Annotated in this window: 16 protein-coding genes; 7 read left to right on the forward strand and 9 right to left on the reverse strand. The window is 58.2% G+C overall.

Annotated features, from left to right (window positions below):
• Position 1 precedes the first annotated feature (1 nt).
• The 3 genes from JQR86_RS06435 to JQR86_RS06445 are packed head-to-tail and all read left to right on the forward strand — an operon-like array spanning position 2 to position 5,452.
• Positions 2-3,973 (forward strand): cellulose synthase subunit BcsC-related outer membrane protein, encoded by a 3,972-nt coding sequence (locus JQR86_RS06435; protein ID WP_434154530.1) that lies wholly within the window; start codon positions 2-4, stop codon positions 3,971-3,973.
• Positions 3,973-4,434 carry a cellulose biosynthesis protein BcsD gene (gene bcsD / locus JQR86_RS06440; protein WP_434154531.1) on the forward strand — a complete coding sequence of 154 codons (462 nt, stop codon included), beginning with the start codon at positions 3,973-3,975 and terminating at the stop codon, positions 4,432-4,434. Before JQR86_RS06435 ends, bcsD begins: the two co-directional genes overlap by 1 nt.
• On the forward strand, positions 4,424-5,452 hold the full coding sequence (locus JQR86_RS06445) for a glycosyl hydrolase family 8 (RefSeq protein WP_434154532.1): 1,029 nt from the start codon (positions 4,424-4,426) through the stop codon (positions 5,450-5,452). The genes bcsD and JQR86_RS06445 overlap by 11 nt, the downstream gene beginning before the upstream one ends.
• A 42-nt stretch (positions 5,453-5,494) precedes the next feature.
• Here the strand turns inward: JQR86_RS06445 and JQR86_RS06450 are convergent, their stop codons facing one another.
• The 6 genes from JQR86_RS06450 to JQR86_RS06475 all read right to left on the reverse strand — a co-directional run bounded on the left by JQR86_RS06450 (position 5,495) and on the right by JQR86_RS06475 (position 11,444).
• Entirely contained in the window at positions 5,495-6,826 is a 1,332-nt protein-coding gene (locus JQR86_RS06450; RefSeq protein WP_010795068.1) for a deoxyguanosinetriphosphate triphosphohydrolase, read from the reverse strand.
• 110 nt (positions 6,827-6,936) lie between these two features.
• Complete coding sequence (locus tag JQR86_RS06455; RefSeq protein ID WP_434154533.1) at positions 6,937-8,115, reverse strand: EAL domain-containing protein; 1,179 nt, start codon at positions 8,113-8,115, stop codon at positions 6,937-6,939.
• Between the two features lie 134 nt (positions 8,116-8,249).
• Positions 8,250-8,603 (reverse strand): hypothetical protein, encoded by a 354-nt coding sequence (locus tag JQR86_RS06460; protein WP_434154534.1) that lies wholly within the window; start codon positions 8,601-8,603, stop codon positions 8,250-8,252.
• On the reverse strand, positions 8,600-8,995 hold the full coding sequence (locus JQR86_RS06465; protein WP_010795065.1) for a phage holin family protein: 396 nt from the start codon (positions 8,993-8,995) through the stop codon (positions 8,600-8,602). The genes JQR86_RS06460 and JQR86_RS06465 overlap by 4 nt, the downstream gene beginning before the upstream one ends.
• Positions 8,996-9,011: 16 nt before the next feature.
• A complete protein-coding gene (locus tag JQR86_RS06470) occupies positions 9,012-9,392 on the reverse strand; it encodes a DUF883 family protein (protein ID WP_019365812.1) in 381 nt (126 codons plus the stop codon).
• 96 nt (positions 9,393-9,488) lie between these two features.
• Positions 9,489-11,444, reverse strand: a complete 1,956-nt coding sequence (locus JQR86_RS06475) for a monovalent cation:proton antiporter-2 (CPA2) family protein (RefSeq protein ID WP_434154535.1) — start codon at positions 11,442-11,444, stop codon at positions 9,489-9,491.
• 194 nt (positions 11,445-11,638) lie between these two features.
• Here JQR86_RS06475 and JQR86_RS06480 point away from each other — a divergent pair, with 194 nt between their 5' ends.
• Complete coding sequence (locus JQR86_RS06480; protein ID WP_019365810.1) at positions 11,639-11,881, forward strand: glutaredoxin family protein; 243 nt, start codon at positions 11,639-11,641, stop codon at positions 11,879-11,881.
• Between the two features lie 224 nt (positions 11,882-12,105).
• Positions 12,106-12,393, forward strand: a complete 288-nt coding sequence (locus tag JQR86_RS06485; protein WP_037029624.1) for a DUF3509 domain-containing protein — start codon at positions 12,106-12,108, stop codon at positions 12,391-12,393.
• A 157-nt stretch (positions 12,394-12,550) separates the two neighbouring features.
• Here JQR86_RS06485 and JQR86_RS06490 read toward each other — a convergent pair whose 3' ends face one another.
• From JQR86_RS06490 to JQR86_RS06500, 3 genes are all read right to left on the reverse strand, one after another.
• A complete protein-coding gene (locus JQR86_RS06490) occupies positions 12,551-13,045 on the reverse strand; it encodes a hypothetical protein (protein WP_434154536.1) in 495 nt (164 codons plus the stop codon).
• A 15-nt stretch (positions 13,046-13,060) separates the two neighbouring features.
• Positions 13,061-13,339, reverse strand: coding sequence for a DUF3509 domain-containing protein (locus tag JQR86_RS06495; RefSeq protein ID WP_010795059.1), 279 nt, complete (start codon positions 13,337-13,339; stop codon positions 13,061-13,063).
• 193 nt (positions 13,340-13,532) lie between these two features.
• Positions 13,533-14,204, reverse strand: coding sequence for a haloacid dehalogenase type II (locus tag JQR86_RS06500; protein WP_010795058.1), 672 nt, complete (start codon positions 14,202-14,204; stop codon positions 13,533-13,535).
• Positions 14,205-14,347: 143 nt separating this feature from the next.
• Here JQR86_RS06500 and JQR86_RS06505 point away from each other — a divergent pair, with 143 nt between their 5' ends.
• Together JQR86_RS06505 and JQR86_RS06510 are read left to right on the forward strand one after the other, a co-directional pair.
• Positions 14,348-15,307, forward strand: coding sequence for a PfkB family carbohydrate kinase (locus tag JQR86_RS06505; RefSeq protein ID WP_434154537.1), 960 nt, complete (start codon positions 14,348-14,350; stop codon positions 15,305-15,307).
• Complete coding sequence (locus JQR86_RS06510) at positions 15,300-17,711, forward strand: glycoside hydrolase family 65 protein (protein WP_434154538.1); 2,412 nt, start codon at positions 15,300-15,302, stop codon at positions 17,709-17,711. The genes JQR86_RS06505 and JQR86_RS06510 overlap by 8 nt, the downstream gene beginning before the upstream one ends.
• The last annotated feature ends 176 nt before the right edge of the window (positions 17,712-17,887 follow it).

Here is a 17,887-nt window from a genome sequence, read left to right on the forward strand (position 1 = left end):
CATGCCGAAGTATGCGCTGAAAACCTTATCGGTCGCGATGCTGTGCGCGCTCAGCGGAATGACCTATGCCAATCTGCCTGATACGGCGATTGCAAATCAGGGTATAGACGTTTTGCTGCAGCAAGCCAGCTTTTGGCAGAGCCGCAACCGGCCGGACATGGCTCGTCAGGCGCTCGACCGTGCTCTACAGGTTGACCCGGTATCCGAGGAGGTCCTGTACCGCCAGGCTCAGCTTGCCCTGGGTACTGACAGGGCGGCCTACGAAGGCTGGTTGCAGAAACTCAAACAACTGCACCCGGACAGCGCCCGCATCGAGATCCTGCAAAACCAGGCGCAGGCCAAGACGCTTGATCGCAGCGAGTTGCCGCAAATACGTCAGCTGGCAAGCCAAGGCAAAGCTGACGAGGCTGCCCTGCGCTACAGGACGCTTTTCAACGGCAATCCTCCGCCAGATGACTTGGCGCTTGAGTACTACCAGACGCTTGCAGGCACAAAAAACGGTTGGGTGCAGGGGCGCGAGGGGTTGGAGCAGCAGGTTCGCCGCAATCCAGCCGACCTCAAGGCGCGTCTGGCGCTTGCCGAGGCGCTGACCTACCGGGACGAGACGCGGCGGGAGGGAATCCATCAGCTGGCCGAACTGTCAGGCTCGGTGCCTGAGGCGCGGCAACCCTGGCGACAGGCGCTGCTGTGGTTGGGCGCGGAATCTTCCGATCAGGCGTTGTATGAGCGCTACGCCCAGGTCAATCCGAATGATGCCGAGGTCGTTCAGCACTTCAGGACGGTGGTCAACGCTCAGGCCGAGCGCGCCCAGGGGCAGGCAAGGGCAGCAGCCTTCAAGGATTTGAACGCAGGTCGGCTCGATGTGGCTGCCCGTAAATTCCAGCAGGCGCTTCAGGAAGATCCACAGGATGCCGAGGCCTGGGGCGGCCTGGGGATCATCCAATTGCGCGCCCAGGATTACGAAGCGGCCAAGCGCAGCCTTGAGCGGGCCAGCCAGCTTGATCCGACGCAACGTGCTCGTTGGGCGGAGGCCGTAGCCAATGCCGATTTTTACGGCCGACTCACCGCCGTGCGCGCTTTACGTGACCGGGGCCGCCTGATGGAGGCCGAGCAGCAGGCCCGGGCGCTGGCGCAGGCCACAGGTGAGCAGGGGCGCTCGGGCAAGCTGCTTTATGGCGACATTCTGCTGCGTAATAGCAAGGCAGCCGAGGCGGAAGCCGTTTATAAACCTCTATTGAGCGCGCGCCCGGATGACACTGCCGCGGGGTTGGGGCTGTACAACAGCTATCTCATGCAACAACGCAGTGCCGAGGCGTTGGCGTTGCTCAAGGCGCACCCTGCCGTGGCCAAACAGGCAGCCGGCAGCCTTGAGCAGGTAGAAGCGCAGGCCTTGAGCGAGCGTGCCCGCAAGGCATCCGTGGCCGGTAATAATGAACAGGCGCTGAAACTCTATGCGCAGGCCCTGGCGATTGCGCCAAACAGTCCCTGGATCCGCCTGGCCTATGCACGGCTGTTGCACGGTTCCGACCCGGTGCAGGCCCAGGCGCTTATGGAGCCGGATACGCGCCGCAACGATCCGGAGGCCTTGCACGCCGCCGCAGTATTCGCCATTGAGCAGGCGCGCTGGGAGGATGCCCAGCGGTATATCGAGCGTGTCCCTTTGCCGGCTCGTACCCCGGACATGCTTCAGTTGATCGCGCGCACCGAAATAAACAGCCGTATCGCGCGCGTACGCAGGATCGTCGCCGGTGGTAATCCGATCCAGGCGCGCCAGGCCCTGCGCGAACTCTACGATAATGCGCCTTCGGACCTTGGTGGACGCGGCGCTGTAGCTCAGGCGCTGGCAGATATGGGGCAAACGGCCTGGGCATTGTCGCTGGTCAGAGCATTCGAGCGTGACGATGGCCAGCAGCCAGTCACCCATTATGTGCCTGTCGTTTCAGTGTTGAGTCAGGCCGGTCAAACGACCGAAGCCGATCTGCTGCTGCACCAGCTGGAGCGTCGCGGACGGTTATCGGCAGTGGATGAGGCCAGCCTGGTCGGCTTGCGCCGGGGAATTGCTGTCAATCAGGCGGACTGGATGCGCAAGCGCGGCGACAACGCCGGAGCGTATGACCTGTTAATGGCTGCATTGGCGCAGTCGCCGCGGGACCCGGACCTGCTGTTGGCGATGGGACGGCTCTATGATGGCGGACACATGCCCAAGGAGGCGCTGGGTGTGTACGAATACGTACTGGCGCAGACCCCTGCCAACGAAGATGCCGTAAAGGGGGGCGTCAGTGCCGCCCTGGCATTGAACGATCCGGCACGCGCATCGGCCATTCTCAAGAAAGCCGGGCGTACCGACGATGCCACCTCGCTTTACCTCTCAGCCCGGATCGCTCAGGCTCAGGGTAAGACAGACACCGCCATCGAGCTTCTGAAAGCGGCTCAGCGCAAGCAACACGGCGTGGTGCCTCAGGCGTCTGGTTCGTCTGCCGAGTTGGCCGCCTTGGGGCAAGGCAATCCATTCCGCAAGGAGTATGCGGTGGCTGGCTCGCCTTTGATGCTGGCCGATGCAGGCGCTGATTCTGCTGTTCCAGGCTATCTGCACACGCAGCGAGCCTCTTCAGGTCTACCAGCCGATCCATTGATGACCGATATTCAGCGAACCCTGGCGGATCTTCAACAGGCGCGGATGCCCTTCATCCAGGGAGGCATGAACATTCGTGCACGGGATGGCGATACCGGCCTGAGCAGGCTGACTGAGGTCAATGCGCCATTGACGGTCTCGCTGGTGCCGTTCGGTAATACCCGGCTGGAGCTTACCGCCACGCCTGTTTCCATCAGCGCAGGGTCGGTGGAGGGCGACAGCTCCAACCGGTTTGGCTCCGGTAGTCTCTATCGGCAGATGGCGTTCAACTTCGAGCAGAAGGTTACGACGCATTTTCTGGAAAGCGTCAATTACAGCCGAACCAATATGACGGCGGCTGATCGACAGGCCGCTGCGCAAAGTGTGCGTAACGAACTGTTGAGTGCGGACACCGGCAATGCGTTGGGTGGAAAAGGCCGCGCTTTGCTCGAAAGCCTTGTCAGTAACCGCGCCAGCGCCGTGATGGCACCTTACGAGCCGGGTTCGCAGTCCGACTCCGGGGTAGCGCTTAGCGCCGCAATCAGGCATGAACAATTCCAGGCAGATGTCGGCACGACCCCGCTCGGGTTTGAGAAGCAAAACCTGGTGGGAGGGTTCAAATGGACGCCCAAGATCGGGGATAACGGCAAGTTGTCCCTGGCCGTCGAACGGCGCGCAGTAACAGACAGCGTCTTGTCCTATGCAGGAGCCAAGGACCCGCTGACGGGCAAGCGCTGGGGTGGCGTCACCAAGACCGGTATAGCGGCTGAGTACAGTTACGACGATGGCGATGTGGGGGCTTACTATGGTGGCGACTACTTTATCTATCGGGGAGAGGGCGTTGCCGATAACCAGGCCCTGGGAGTCCATGCCGGTGCCTACGTTCGCCCCATCCATGAGACTGACCGTGAGCTCAAGACAGGGATTCACCTCGGCTGGAACAGCTTTGACAAGAATCTGAGCGGCTATACCGTCGGGCATGGCGGGTATTTCAGCCCACAAAATTACGTAGGCGTCTCGTTCCCGATCGAATACACCGCCAAGTACAACGACAAATGGGACATGAAATTCAACGTTGCGCCCGGATTTCAGGCGTTCAATCAGAAGAGTGAGGACTACTTCCCGACCGACAAGGCCTTGCAGTCGAGCATGGAGTTCCTTGCAGGGCAGGGCTATGTCAGCAGCGCCCGATACAAGGGCAGCAGTGACAGCGGGCTTGCGCTGAATGCGGGCGCTAAACTCGAATATAGCCTGGGCAAGCAGACCAAGGTAGGCGGCGCGCTGAGTTACGATACCTTTGGTGATTACTCCGAAACCACAGGACAACTCTACTTGAAACACAACCTGGAGAACCTGCCGTAATGCAGTCCAAGGATATTGAACAGGCGACGCTTGCCTATTTGTCCATGCGAGAAGAGCGGGGGCGGTGGGGCAGCCTTATTCTGACGCTGATCAACCAGATGTATGAGTCGGCTGGCAGTACCGATGCGCTGGGTTTTCTGCGACTGGTAGGGGCTCGCCTGGGCGAATCCATGGCGTTAAGCGAGCAGCCTACACTTGAGGCATTGGAGAGGGTTGTCAATGAGCGCTGGAAGGCCATGGATTGGGGCTGGGTACGCTTTGGCGTGCAGGGCAAGGCCATCGAGATCGTGCACGGTGGCTATCCAATACTTGAGTCTTCCGAGCGCTGGACCCGGAGCCTGGCTGCCGTATTGGAGGGTCTATATGAGTACATATTCCAGGCGCAGGGAGAGGAGCATCGGCTGCAGGTTCGTCTGCTGGAATCGCTCGAAGGCGCGCTGGTGTTTCGCTGTGCAGGTTAGAACATGGCGATGTGCGCTCCTGGCTGTGCTTTGTCTGGCCTCGGCCCTTGCGTCAGGTGAGCCCTTGAGCTGCCAGCAGGGTTGGGACATCTATCAGCAGCGGTTCGTGACGTGGCAAGGACGTGTTACCGATACGGGTAACCAGGGCATCAGCCATTCCGAGGGCCAGGGCTACGCGATGCTGATTGCGGAGGCCAATGGTGATCGCAGGGCGTTTGACCGTCTTTGGAGCTGGACGAAGCAGACCCTGCAGCGTGAGGACCGATTGTTCTCGTGGAGGTACGACCCAAAGGCAAATCCTGCCGTCACCGATCGCAATAATGCATCCGATGGGGACCTGCTTATTGCCTGGGCCTTGCAGCAAGCAGGTGAGCGTTGGCAGGACCCTGCCTATGCAAAGGCTTCGAAACAGATTCGTGACGCTGTTGCAGCACATCTGATCCAGCGCGAGCAGGGCTATACGCTGCTGCTGCCAGGTCTGGAAGGGTTCAAGCGTCCAGACGGAACCGTTATCAACCTGTCGTACTGGATCTTTCCTGCCTTGCAAGCCTTTGCGCGGATCGAACCGGAAGGTCCCTGGACGGCGCTTTTCCAGAGTGGCACGCAATTGCTTCAAGCCGCGCAGTTTGGTGAGGCCAAATTACCATCTGACTGGATCGCCCTGGGAGCTGACGGCACCCTGAAGCCTGCCGAAGGCTGGCCGTCACGCTTTGGATTCGATGCCGTCCGCGTGCCGCTGTATGGCGCCTGGGCAGAACTTGGCAAGCGCGGTGAGTGGCGCGCAGTCAGTACGTTCTGGCACAGCAAGGATCCGGCTTCACCCCCTGCCTGGATCGATCTGGTCTCCGGAGAGGCCGCACCCTATGCGGCCTCCTGGGGAGTGCTGGGTATTCGCGCGCTGCTCGACGGTCAGCCGCAATCCCTGCAGGCGGACGTGTTGAAGCAGGAGGATTATTATTCCTCGTCCCTGCTGATGCTCAGCCAGATAGCGCAGGGTCACTGCGGCAAGGCTCGCTGAACTCTTCAGCCGCTCGTTTTCATGAGCGGCTGAAGAGCATGGTCAAACAGGGCTTGAGCGTCCTGTCATCTCGCGAGCCATTTCGGTGGCGTAGCTGTCCGTCATGCCGGCGATAAAGTCGATTACCCTCATGAACGAGCGGTGCAGCGGCCAGTTCGGGTCCGGCGCGCTGTTGCCTAACAGGTCCAGAATGCGCCGGTGCTTGAAGGATGGCTCACGGCCGCGATGCTGTTCAAGCGCTGCGCCACAAAACGCATTGAGCAGAATTTCAAGCGTGGTATAGGCACCGATTTCATGCAGTGTCTTGCGCTTGTCCTGGAAGATCTTTTCCCGGGCCATGGCTTTGGCGCGCTGCACGCACAGCTTGGCGGGACCATCCATGTGTTCGACCAGATCGTCCTTCAGGGTACCGGCCAGCAGGGCGTCCTGTTGTTCGACAAAGGCGCGTGCCGTGGCATTGGTCAGGTGTTCGATGGCCTTGCCACGCAAGATGGCCAGCTTGCGCCGACGCGAGTCCTGTGGGCCGAGCTGGCGATAGGTTTCGGGCAGATCATCGCCTACGAGGCCCAGCAGCAGGGCTTCCACTTCGGCATAGGTAAGCAGATCCATTTCCAACCCATCTTCCAGGTCGATCAGCGCATAGCAAATGTCATCGGCCGCTTCCATCAGATAGACCAGCGGATGCCGCGCCCAACGCTCCTCGCCAAGCAGAGGAATACCCAATTTGCTGGCAATCTGTTCAAGCAGCGGCAGCTCGCTCTGGTAGCAGCCAAACTTGTGTTTCTTGTAGCCGGGTGCCTCGGCATAGCGGGACGTCCAGGGGTACTTCAAGTAAGTCCCCAATGTGGCATACGTGAGGCGTGTGCCTCCATCGAACTGGTGGTACTCCAGCTGTGTCAGGACACGAAAGCCTTGGGCATTGCCTTCGAAGTGCAGGAAATCGTCGCGCTCGATGTCGCTCATGTCATCCAGCCAGCCACGGCCGGCCGCTTGGGCGAACCAGTGGCGAATCGCATCTTCCCCCGAGTGTCCGAAGGGAGGATTGCCGATGTCGTGCGCCAGGCACGCTGACTGCACGATTACCCCCAGATCGCTGGGTTCGCACCAGTCCGGCAACTGATGACGCAGGCTTTCGCCTACGCGCATACCGAGCGAGCGGCCTACACAGGCGACTTCAAGACTGTGGGTCAGTCGGGTATGGATATGGTCGTTGCTGCTGACCGGATGCACCTGCGTCTTACGTCCCAGGCGGCGAAAGGCGCCTGAGAAAATGATACGGTCGTGATCTTTGTGAAACGGGCTGCGGCCCAGTTCGGCGGTGCTGTGCACAGCCTTGCCGAGGCGCTCGCGGGTTAGAAGTGTTTGCCAGTCCAAGGCCTACCTCGCAACAACGGTTTTCGTGTGGCGTACCCTAGCAGGCTTGTGCCTGTAGGCGATACTGGGGCAATGCTTACACGATAGACCGTTCTCGATCAGGCAGGTTTTCAGATCTGGGGCTCCGTCAAAAGCGAGGCGTCAATGTCGATCAGCAGAAGCCGCTGCCCCTGGGCAATGAACTGGCCTGCCGTCATGCAGTACTGGTTGGTAGTGGCGTCCCGGTAGGTAGTGGAGAGATTCAGGCGGCGCTCATCCACGCCCTCGGCAAGCAGGCTGTAAAAGTATGGGCGCCATGACCAGTTGTGGTTCAGGTAGCGACGATTTTCCTGCCAGAACATGCCGTTCCATTCCAGATTCGGGCTTATCTGGGTGCCATGTCGATCGCACTGATACAGGCGCAGCAGCCAGGGCAGGTCATGGGGAAGGGGAAGTGCGCTGATCATTGACCTGTTTTCTGCCCAGGGACGCACCTCCTGGATAAAACGGGCCAGTTGCTGGCGCAACATCATGAGCCTTGTACGCTCTCGTAGCTTGCGCTGCACATAACGTGTTCGCAGGGCCGCAAAGCGCTCGACATGGGTCCCGGTTGGTTGAAACTGCTCAGCCGCTTGCGCAAAAAGAAAGCCTTGTATGTAGCGAGCGCCACATTCCAGTGCGAAATCAAGCTCTTCGTCCGTCTCAACCCCTTCGGCAATGATCCAGCAGCCGATCTTCTCAGCCATCAGGGCCATGGCTCTGACGACTTCACCACTGGGTCCACCCCTGGCCGCGGCTTGGAACAGGCGCATGTCGAGCTTGAGGATATCCGGTGCCAGGTCCATGACGCGATCCAGCTGTGAATAGCCTGCACCAAAGTCATCAATAGCGATTCTGGCACCGGCGGTACGGTAGCGATGAACCACGTCCAGTAAGCGTTGTTGATTACCTGCCAACTCGGTGATCTCAAACACGATACGCCGAGGGTCAATCCCTTGGCGTTCGACCTGCTTCAGGCTCGGCAATGGGTGATCCGCACGGGCGTGGCTGATCCAGCGGGGGGAAATATTCAAGCTCAGAAACCAGTCTGGTGGCGCGTCGCGGAAGCGGCTCAGGGCATTATCACGGATGTCTCGATCCAGCTGGCGCAGGTCTATGGGTGAAACCGTACGGGACGCGAACAGTGGGCCTACCGACTGACAGCTACCGTCTGCCTGACGCAGGCGGCCCAAGGCTTCTACGCCGGCGATCTGTCCGGTTGCGGTATCGATGAAGGGTTGGAAAAAGGCGAGAGGGTATCCTGTGAACACGGGGTCCTTCCTGCGGATTAGGTCTGCCGTGAGCTGACCTGAGGTTGAAAAGAGGGTCTCTTTTCTCTCGCAAGAATGCGGCCAATGTTCGCTAGGATAGAGCAGGCATATGGCGCATCCGTGCGCCAGTATTCCTAAGGGTAAGGGTGATGAGTACCCTGTTGCGCCGCGTGCTGCGCGTGCTGATTATGACGCACGGTCTGGTAACGCTTGACGAAGGGATACACGGCAAGACCTATCCGCGCCAGGCGTCCAATGGGCCCCAGGCGCTTACCAAATAACGATAGAAGCAGCGTCGCACCAATCACCAACGGCCCCTTGGACTGAGTGACCACGTCCTTGGGACGAACCATGTCCTTCAAGGTCCCGAGCGGATTGTGCAAGGGCTCGGCGTTGTAAACGATCTGCTGACGGTACAGCTCCATGCGCAGCCGTACCATTTCCTTACGCTTCTGACGGCTAACAGCCGCCGTTAGAGGTTGGTTCATGGCAGTAGGCGCTCCCGATTACGGGCCAGCTCTTCAAGCGTGGCATGGAACGGAGGATTCCCCTTTATCAGGCTCATGGCCTTCCAGACACACAGCGCCATCGCGACGGCGTAAGCGGCGGAAAGCAGAAGGGTTGCCAGCAAACGGTGAGTATCCCAGAACGCAATGATGACGGCCGCCGATAGCCCCACCAGGACTAGCAAACCGAAAATCAGGCTCAGGCCGGTCAGCAGGAACAGCTTGAAGGTGCGAACCTTCTCTTCCTGAACCTCGATACCCAGCAGCTCGAGGTGACTCTGGACCAGACCGACTGCCGCACCTGCCATCCGCTTCAGGGACGGCTTGGGTACTTCGTCTGGTATTTCATGGGGATTCGGCGGTGTCATGTCCATTCATCCCACTCCTTTATCAGCGACGGGTGAATAACAGGCCTACTACAAAGCCGATACCGGCTGCGATGCCTACGGACTTCAGCGGGTGCTCGATAACGTATTCTTCAGTGGTTTGAACAGCCGCACGGCTTTGATCGTACACGGAGGCCTGCTGGGCTTTCAGGGTTTCGCGGGCGCGGGCCAGGGTATCAGTCAGGCGGCTGCGGGCTTCATCCATCTGCTCGCCCGAAGACGATGTCGAACCTTTGAGCAGGCGCTCGGCATCTGCAATCAGTGCAGAAAACTCGGCAGTAATTGCATTCTGAACATTACGCAGGTTTTCACGGTGAGTCTGCTTTTGAGTGCTGGAATCGGTCTGGTCTTCCTGCGAGGGTGGAAGAACGCTTTCCATCGTCATATCGATACTCCTTGCAAAGATCGTGAAAGATTGAATTTCATTTGCTTCAGCGGGTTCGAACCTGTCTGGGTCGCAAAGGTTCCGTTTGTCGCTCTTTCATGACATACCGGCCAACAAGCGGGCCTCGGCCTGCTCCAACGCCGCGACCGGCCCTTTGAGCAGCACGGTGTCATGGGCTTTAAGGAGTAGCTCCGGCGTGATGATCAGCTCCGCGCCATCACGGCGGATGGTTTCCAGACTAAGTCCCAGCGACTCCAGCTCCAGAGAGTCCAGGGACCGCCCGACCGCATGGGCATTATCGGGAAGATAGATGGCATGCAGCATGATGCGGCTGTTGCGGTGAGCATCCAGCACATCGGCTTGTGCGCCTTGGTAATAGCCTTGCAGCAGGCTGTAGCGCTCCCGGCGGATAGTGTCGATACGCTCCTGGACGTGGCGCTCCGATAACCCCAGGAGAAGTAGCGCCTGAGATCCCAGCATCAGGCTTGACTCAAGCAGTTCGGGAACAACGGCACTGGCACCTGCAGCGCGCAGGTCGGCGTTGAGGCTGCTGTCTCGTGTGCGCACCAGGATAGGTAGATCCGCCCGTTGCTGACGTGCCAGGCGAACAATGGCCAGCGCCCGGGACGGGTCGTCTACCGCAACAACCAATAGGCGGGCATGGGCAATGCCTACGGCCTCCAGGAGCTCGGTACGACTGGAGTCTCCATAATGAACGCTTGCCTCGATAGCCACGGCTTCCTGGACCCGAACAGGATCGTTATCCAGCGCTGTGAACGGTATTTTCTCCAGGCTCAGCAGGCGGGCGATCGACTGCCCGACCCGGCCGAAGCCGCAGATGATGACATGCCCGGCGAGACCCTCGCTGGCACTGGCAATGTCCGAGACGGGTGTTGGGCTGACCAGCCCCAATGATCGGGCCAGCCGCGAAGCATTGCGCAGCAGCACAGGCGCAATGGCCATGGAAATGAAAACAGCCGTCAACAGCGCACCGGAGAACATTTCTTCCACCAGTCCTTCCTGCCTGGCCTGCGCCACCAGTGCAAAGCAGAACTCGCTGCCCTGGGCCAGCGCCACGCCCGTGCGCCAGCCGGTGGCGTTATCGCCAAAGCGGTTTCGAACGACCAGTGCCACGATGAGTGCCTTCAGGACGACCAGTGCCAGGACCAGGAGCAGTACGAAACCAGGTTGGCGTATGACGACCTGTATATCGATCAGCATGCCGACACTGATAAAGAACAGGCCTAGAAGCACATCTCGGAAAGGCCGCAAATCCGCTTCGACTTGATGCCGATAATGGCTCTCGCCCAGCAGCATCCCTGCCAGAAATGCGCCAAAGCCCATGGAAAGGCCCATCAGGTGCGTGAGCCAGGCGGTGAGCAGGACGATCAGCAATGCCAGCAGCAGAAACAGCTCGGCGGAGCGGGAGCTGCCGATTTCACGAAACAGGGGAGGCAAGAGCCAGCGGCTGGCCGCCAATAGGGTGATGAACAGGACGGCCGTCTTGCCCAAAGTAAGGGGAAGGGCCCAATACCACACGGTATCGGCATGCCCGCTGAATACCGGAATCAGGGTCAAAAGCAGTACCGCGATCACATCCTGAAAAAGCAGGACGCCTATGGTGTTCTGACCATGGGGCGTCAGCACTTCGCCCAAGGTGGAAAGCTCTCGCGTCACGATGGCGGTTGAGGACAGTGACAGTCCAACCCCTAACAACGCGGCAGTTCCGGGCGAGGCGCCCAGCAGATTCAGAAGCAGTGCCAGCGGAATGCTGCATAGCAGAACTTGGAAACTGCCCAACCCGAAGACAACCCGACGCAACGCCAGCATGCGAGGCAGGGAAAATTCCAGGCCTAGCATGAAAAGCAAAAACACGACGCCCATCTCGGCAATCAGGGGAAGAGACTGATCCGGCTGAACCCAGCCCAAGGCATTGGGGCCCAGGACCAGACCTACGAACAGATAGCCCAGCAAGGGCGGCAGTCCGACTCGGCGTATTAGCGAGATGACCACCAGGGACGCCGCCAACAGCAAGAGAAGATCAATGAACACGTAGGCCTCACAGTCCGGTTACATCACTAAGTCGACCACGCAATGAGGGCTTATCTCCCCCTCGAATACGCCAAGCCTCCGTGGTAATGAGCGAAAGTCTAAACGAGCCAGCGTAAACTCCATTGAGGTATATCAATGCCTGGCTTGCTCGATCCGTACCATACTGAAAGATGTTGCACGTTTAGGAGGTGGCCATGAGCCCGCATTGTCAGTTGTTGGTTACCGCAGCCTGCCACCTCTGTCATGACGCTGAAAGGGTACTGATGCCCTTCGTCGAGCATGGTCTGCTGGTCGAAGCCGTTGATATTGTGGAATTGGACGGAGGCGTGGAGCGGTACGGCATGCGAATTCCGGTACTGCGTCACCTGGAAAGTGGACGGGAGCTGGATTGGCCGTTCAGTTGCGAACAGATCGCCACCTTTTTAATGCAGGATTAGGCCAGATTTATTACTGTTGATGGAGGCAGGGAACGGATTTGTATGACACTGCTTCGTCTTTAAACCGCCCATTTTGCCAGTAGATGGCGCATTGATAGCAGCAGGATCGCGACTTCTATTGCATTTTTTCGTGAATTTCAAGTTTTTGTTGTGAACTCTGGCTTCCAAGTCACTGTCTTTCTCATCGCATTCATAAAACGTAAAACTATTTAATGAATGGGGGAATGATGAATAGCGCAACTGAAAAACTGATGACTGCCTTTCCAACTTACGAATGCTCGGTAACTGAGCCTCGTCCTGACGGAAGCGTTGTGTTCTGCGTACAGGATTTGGGCAGCGATGCGCGAGTCACACGTGTGATTTCCGCTCGCCAGCTAAGCGATGACCGCGCGCTGCAAATCGTGATCGACGATATGCGCAAAGACGTCTCGCTTCGCGCGGGGGCGTTGGCACCGCAATCGTTGGCTACCTTGCGAGCCACGGGCGCTACCGTAATGCGTTACGCTGATTGAGGCATAGGCGTCTGTCTATGACAGCGTGTTTTTGCGCTTGCTCAATCGACATCCAGCAGGCTTTGCCTGTTGGATGTCATGCGTGTTGATTTAGAATAAAAAACCCGCCATTGGCGGGTGTTGCTGTTGCGCTAAAAAGTAGGGCTGGCCATCGACGCTAGTACTTACACCCCATCAAACGACAGCCCTTGCAAGGCAGATCTGCAGGGGCTGTCGTTTCCTCCGGACAGGTGTCCGGTTTTTCAAGACCTGTATCCCAGACTGGAAAACCCAGGCCCTGCGCAGTCAACGCGCGTCGGGCTGCCGAGACAGTACCTTTCAGCGAACCGGGTTCGCTGTATTGCACCTGACGAATGCGTGTTGAGCGGTAGGCAACGCGTCCGTACAGATCAAGCACGCTAAAGGAAAATGTTCCCTGCAGGTCAGTCAGTGTTGGCCACACCTTGAGCGGGGCCAACGCGTCTGCCAGGTCATCACATGCCAACGCATAGCGTGTCGCCATGATCGCGTCGGTAACGACCGTATTTTCTTTGGACGACAGGTTCGCCGCGTCAGCTAGCGGAATTACCGTATTAAAAGAGGAGGGCGCGCCGATCGACTCAGCATGATCATAAGTCATCGAGACACCACCAAGGCCGTTGGGTGAAGACATGCAGCTACTACTTGCTCAGCGGGAGATCGAATACGTCTTGTAGGGCGACAGGGAGGCCAACAGCTCCGGTACACCACAGCCACTGTCGATCGCCATGCCCAGGCGAATGCCATCGATGACGCGGTCCAGCTTTTTCGGCGTGTGCAGTTGCTCTTTGGTAATCAGACGACGAGCCTTGGTGCCGGTATCGTCCGAAAGGGTCAGCGTGACGCTTCCATCCATGCGCTCAATACGGAAATTGACGCGGTAATCAGCTTCGAAAGCCGCAGCGATAACTTGAAAAGGATTATCCATATGCCTCACCTGATAGCCACACCAACGTTACGGTTTCATTGACATAGGTCAGGTCCGCAAAGTTCTACGTTTTTTTTCTGTCTGCGACAGATGCGCATGGGTATACAGTTTGGCTGTGATCTCTGCCTGCCGTGGAGGCCGCGGCATTAGTCACTGATGGGCTCAGGAATCAGTAACATACAGAAACATCTATTCAGGCTGACTCCAGGGTTAGTATCTGTTCGACGACTGCCGTCAGGTCAGAACCCTGAACTGTAGGTGGCGCCAATGGGCTGGGTACCTGTTGAGCAGTGCGTGAAACCAGAGCGGTCTTGAAGCCTGCACGTTGGGCGCCGGCGATGTCCCAGGCATGCACGGCAATCAGCCACAGCCGTTTTGGGTCTGTATTCAGGGTTTTGGCAGCCTGGAGATACGCAGGCGCATCCGGCTTTAGGGTCTGAGCATCTTCTGCCGAAAGCACTTCATCAAAATAGCCACGCAGTCCAGCGGCGGATAATTGGGCATCAACCAGCTCGCGTGCATTATTGGACAGGGCGACTATTCGAGCCCCTGACTTGCGCAACTGCTCAAGCGCTGGCTCGACATCGGGGTGCGCTGGCAGCATACGCATGGCGGTTTTAACGTGGTGGCGATCGGCTTCTGACAGCTGAACCTGTTCACGCTGCGCCAGCATGGTCAGCGCAGCCTGCCCAGCTTCCTCGAATGAAATGCTAGGGCCGGTAATCGTAGCGGTCATGGCGTTCTGCAGCGTCTGGGCAAACCAGGCACTACGCGCTGTGGATGAACCAAAGGTCTGGAAAAAGACCGAATCCAACCCTGCCAGATCCAGCAGTGTTTCATTGATATCGAACAGGCAACAGGTCATGGGCGTTCCTTACGTATGAGTCTAAGGTGGACAGCCTGTTGTTACACCTGGTTGCGCAATCGATCGGTAAAAACGAGCTTTCAGCGAACCTGGACAGTCGGAGCGAGTCCTCCTTAGTGCTCTTTTCTCATGGGAGAAACGCCTTGACCCGCTCTACATTGCTATCCCTGGGCAGCATCAATGCAGACTTTCAAATGCGGCTCGATGAGGAGCCAGGTAGTGCCGAAACCTTGCTCGCTCATGACCACGTTCGCCTTTCGGGAGGCAAAGCGGCCAACGTAGCCTACTTGGGTGCGGTATTCGGATGTACGTCTCGGCTGCTGGGCTGCGTGGGAGACGATGATCTGGCAAGACAAGCCCTGTCGCCTCTGCAGGCTGCAGGGGTCGATATAGGTTCGGTTTGCACGGCGCGCGGAGCGACTACCGGGGTTTCCATCATCATGGTCCCACCCAAAGGCAAGAAACAGATCGTTTTGGCAACCAACGCCAACGATCACTGGGATGAGACATCTGCCCAGGCCATGGTTGAGGCGATCAGGCAGACCGCTCCGCCGGCGTTGCTGACAGTGGACTATGAGATACCTGCCTGGGTAGTGCGTAAGGCTGTCGAGGCGGCAGACCAGCGTACCGTTCCTGTCGTAATGGACTTGTCCTTTCCCGACCGCGTTGAAAAGGCATTGCTGAGCAAGGTTCTGGCGGTATCGCCCAATGCCTCCGAAGCCGAGGGAGTCACCGGCATCACGATCGACTCTCCCGAATCGGCCTTGGAAGCGGCTCGAACGCTTCATGAGTGGGGCGTCTCGATTGTGTGCATCAAGCTGGAGGATGGCGGTTGTGTGCTGGTAACCGAGGAGGACGCAGCGCTTATTCCGGCAGGAGAGGCTGATGTAGTCGACAGCACGGGGGCCGGTGATGCGTTCACAGGCGTTCTGTCGATTGCCCTGCTGGAAGGCCTCGCACCGCTGGAAGCCGCTTTGCGAGGCGTTGCTGCTGCCAACCTGGCGGTAAGAGGATACGGCTCGCAACCTGCCTATCCTTCGCGCGAGGAGGTGGAGCAGCAGGCGGACCGGCTGAGAGCAGGGGTACGCAATCTCCATGAATGATGCGTTCAACACAACTCGCACCGAGATCATATTCAATGAGTACAAGCCCTCGGACGAACGTCGCCGTGAAGCACTTCTGGCACTGGGCAATGGTGTGCTCAGTATGCGGGCCAGTGCACCGGAACTTAGCGCAAGCCGTCTGAGCCAGGGGGACGACCAGCACTACCCCGGTTTTTATCGTGCGGGTTGGTATGACGATGCGCCACGCAGGGTGAATGGGAAGCGCATCGCCATGTCGGCCTTGGTCAACCTGCCTGATCCGTTCGGACTCACGTTCGCGCTGGATGATGACCTGTGGTTCAACCTGGCCTCTGTCAAGCTTCAGCGTTATCGCCAGGTACTTTCACTGGACCGTGGCACGCTGCGTCGCGACATGACTTTCATGATGGGGCCGACGCGTGAAGTGCGGTTGAGCGAGACGCGTCTGGTCAGCATGGCCGACCCTGATCTGTGTGTACTGCGCTGGGAGGTGTACGTACCCGAGGGAGGCTGCGTCCGGGTGCGCTCGACGCTCAACGCCGGGGTCAGAAATGCCGGGGTCAAGCGTGATGCAGCCTATGAGGGGCGACGCCTGCAAACCATTGGATTCCATAGCGAAGCTGACGGTGGCGCCGCTGTGTTGGCATCCCTGCATGACCGGTCCCGCGAGGTAGCAGTTGCGGCACATACCCGGCTAAGTATGCCGGCTGGTCCCTGGCAACAGGCCGTGATGGGCGACTGCCTGTGCCTTGAGGCTACCTGTGATCTGCCTGAAGGCGGAACGCTGATCATCGAGAAATATGTAACGGTCAGGGTCGAGGGTGAAATCCCGCGTCATGAGGACAGTGGGAGAACGCTTTCGATTATGCTCGACCAACTCCGTCGGCGCTCCGATTTTGATAACGTCCTGCAGCGGCACGCCGCCCATTGGCACAGGTTATGGGGCCGCATGGCCATGCAGATGACCGAGCATCATCTCGCCTTGCCCCTGCGCCTGCATCGTTTCCATGTGCTTCAGGCGCTTTCGCCCAACAGTCTTGGTCAGGACATGGGGTGGCCTGCCAGAGGTTGGCAGGAAGGATATTTTGGACAGATCTTCTGGGATGAGATTTTTGCCATGCCCTTTCTAGCTACTCACTTTCCAGAGCTTGCTCATACGGTAGTGAACTACCGCTATGCCCGCCTCGACATGGCACGGGCGTTGGCGCGCAAGAGCGGGTATCGCGGAGCGATGTTCCCCTGGAGAAGCGGGCGAACCGGAGGGGAGGAAACCCCTCCTTATCAGTGTAATCCATTGTCCCATCACTGGGTGCCCGACCATACCTATCTGCAACGGCACGTAGGTTCAGCCATTGCCTATGATGTCTGGCAGCTGTATCTCGCCACAGGAGATCGCTCCCTGTTGAGCCACAACGGCGGCGAGCTGATTCTGGAAATTGCTCGCTTCTGGGCCAGCATGGTGCGTTTTGATCCAAGACGGGGGCGCTATGTAATCGAAGGCGTTATTGGTCCCGACGAGTATCACAACGGGTATCCCAATACCGATGTGCCGGGGCTCGATAACAATGCCTATACCAATGTCATGGCGTCCTGGGTGTTGGCCCTGGCTCTGGAATTACTTGATCTCCTACCTGACGAGGAAGCCGATGCACTTCAACAGCGGCTTGGTGTTACGCCACAGGAGCGAGTGGATTGGGATCGGATCAGCCGTACGCTGTATGTCCCAGTGCAGGGAGATGGCGTGATCAGCCAGTTTGAAGGCTTTGACCGGCTGGAGTTACCGCCCCCAAAATTTCGTCAAGATGGGCGGCCGCGCCTGGACTGGATGCTGGAGGCTCAAGGTGACAAGACCGATAATTATCAGCTGACCAAGCAAGCCGATGTGCTGATGCTACTTTACCTGTTTCCGCCCCGGGAACTGGAGCGGCTTTTTGCGCGCTTGGGCTATATCGAGCATTTGGCTGAGATTCGGCGAACGGCTGACTACTACCTGGCACGTATCACTCATGAGTCCAGTTTGTCGAAAGTGGTTTGTGCGGGTGCGTTGGCTCGTCTGGATGCGGAGCGCTCCTGGGACTATTTCAGACAGAGCCTGCGTACCGATCTGGATGCATCTTCTGATAGCGGCATTCAGGAAGGGATTCATCTGGGCGCTATGGCTGGGTCGCTGGATGTCCTGCAGCGGCATTACCTGGGAATAGTGCCTAATGTGGCCTGTTTACAGGTGATGCCTGCGCCTCCTGCTGCGCTCGACAATGTTTCGTTGGATATTGAGTACAAAGGGGTGCGGCTGAATGTCGCGTTGAAAGACCGGATATTGTCCTTATCTTCTGACCCTCGAAACAGCCACGACGCTTGTATCGAGTACTGGGACAACCGGTTCTCCCTGAAACCCGGCCAAGTCATCCATTTGACATGCCGCTAGGTCAAGAATAAGTCGCTACGACTATCAAGAAGTAGTCTTTTAAACCGATACCTAACGACAAGAATTAACGGTTGCAGTCATCTGACTGGTTAATAACCGCTCGTCAGGTATTTTGCTCCTATTAGTTAGCTTGCTGCCTTTTGATGTGACCGCTGGATATTAAGCTTGCGTCTTCA

Source organism: Pseudomonas sp. JZ134 (genome assembly GCF_051027695.1).
GTDB lineage: Bacteria > Pseudomonadota > Gammaproteobacteria > Pseudomonadales > Pseudomonadaceae > Chryseomonas > Chryseomonas luteola.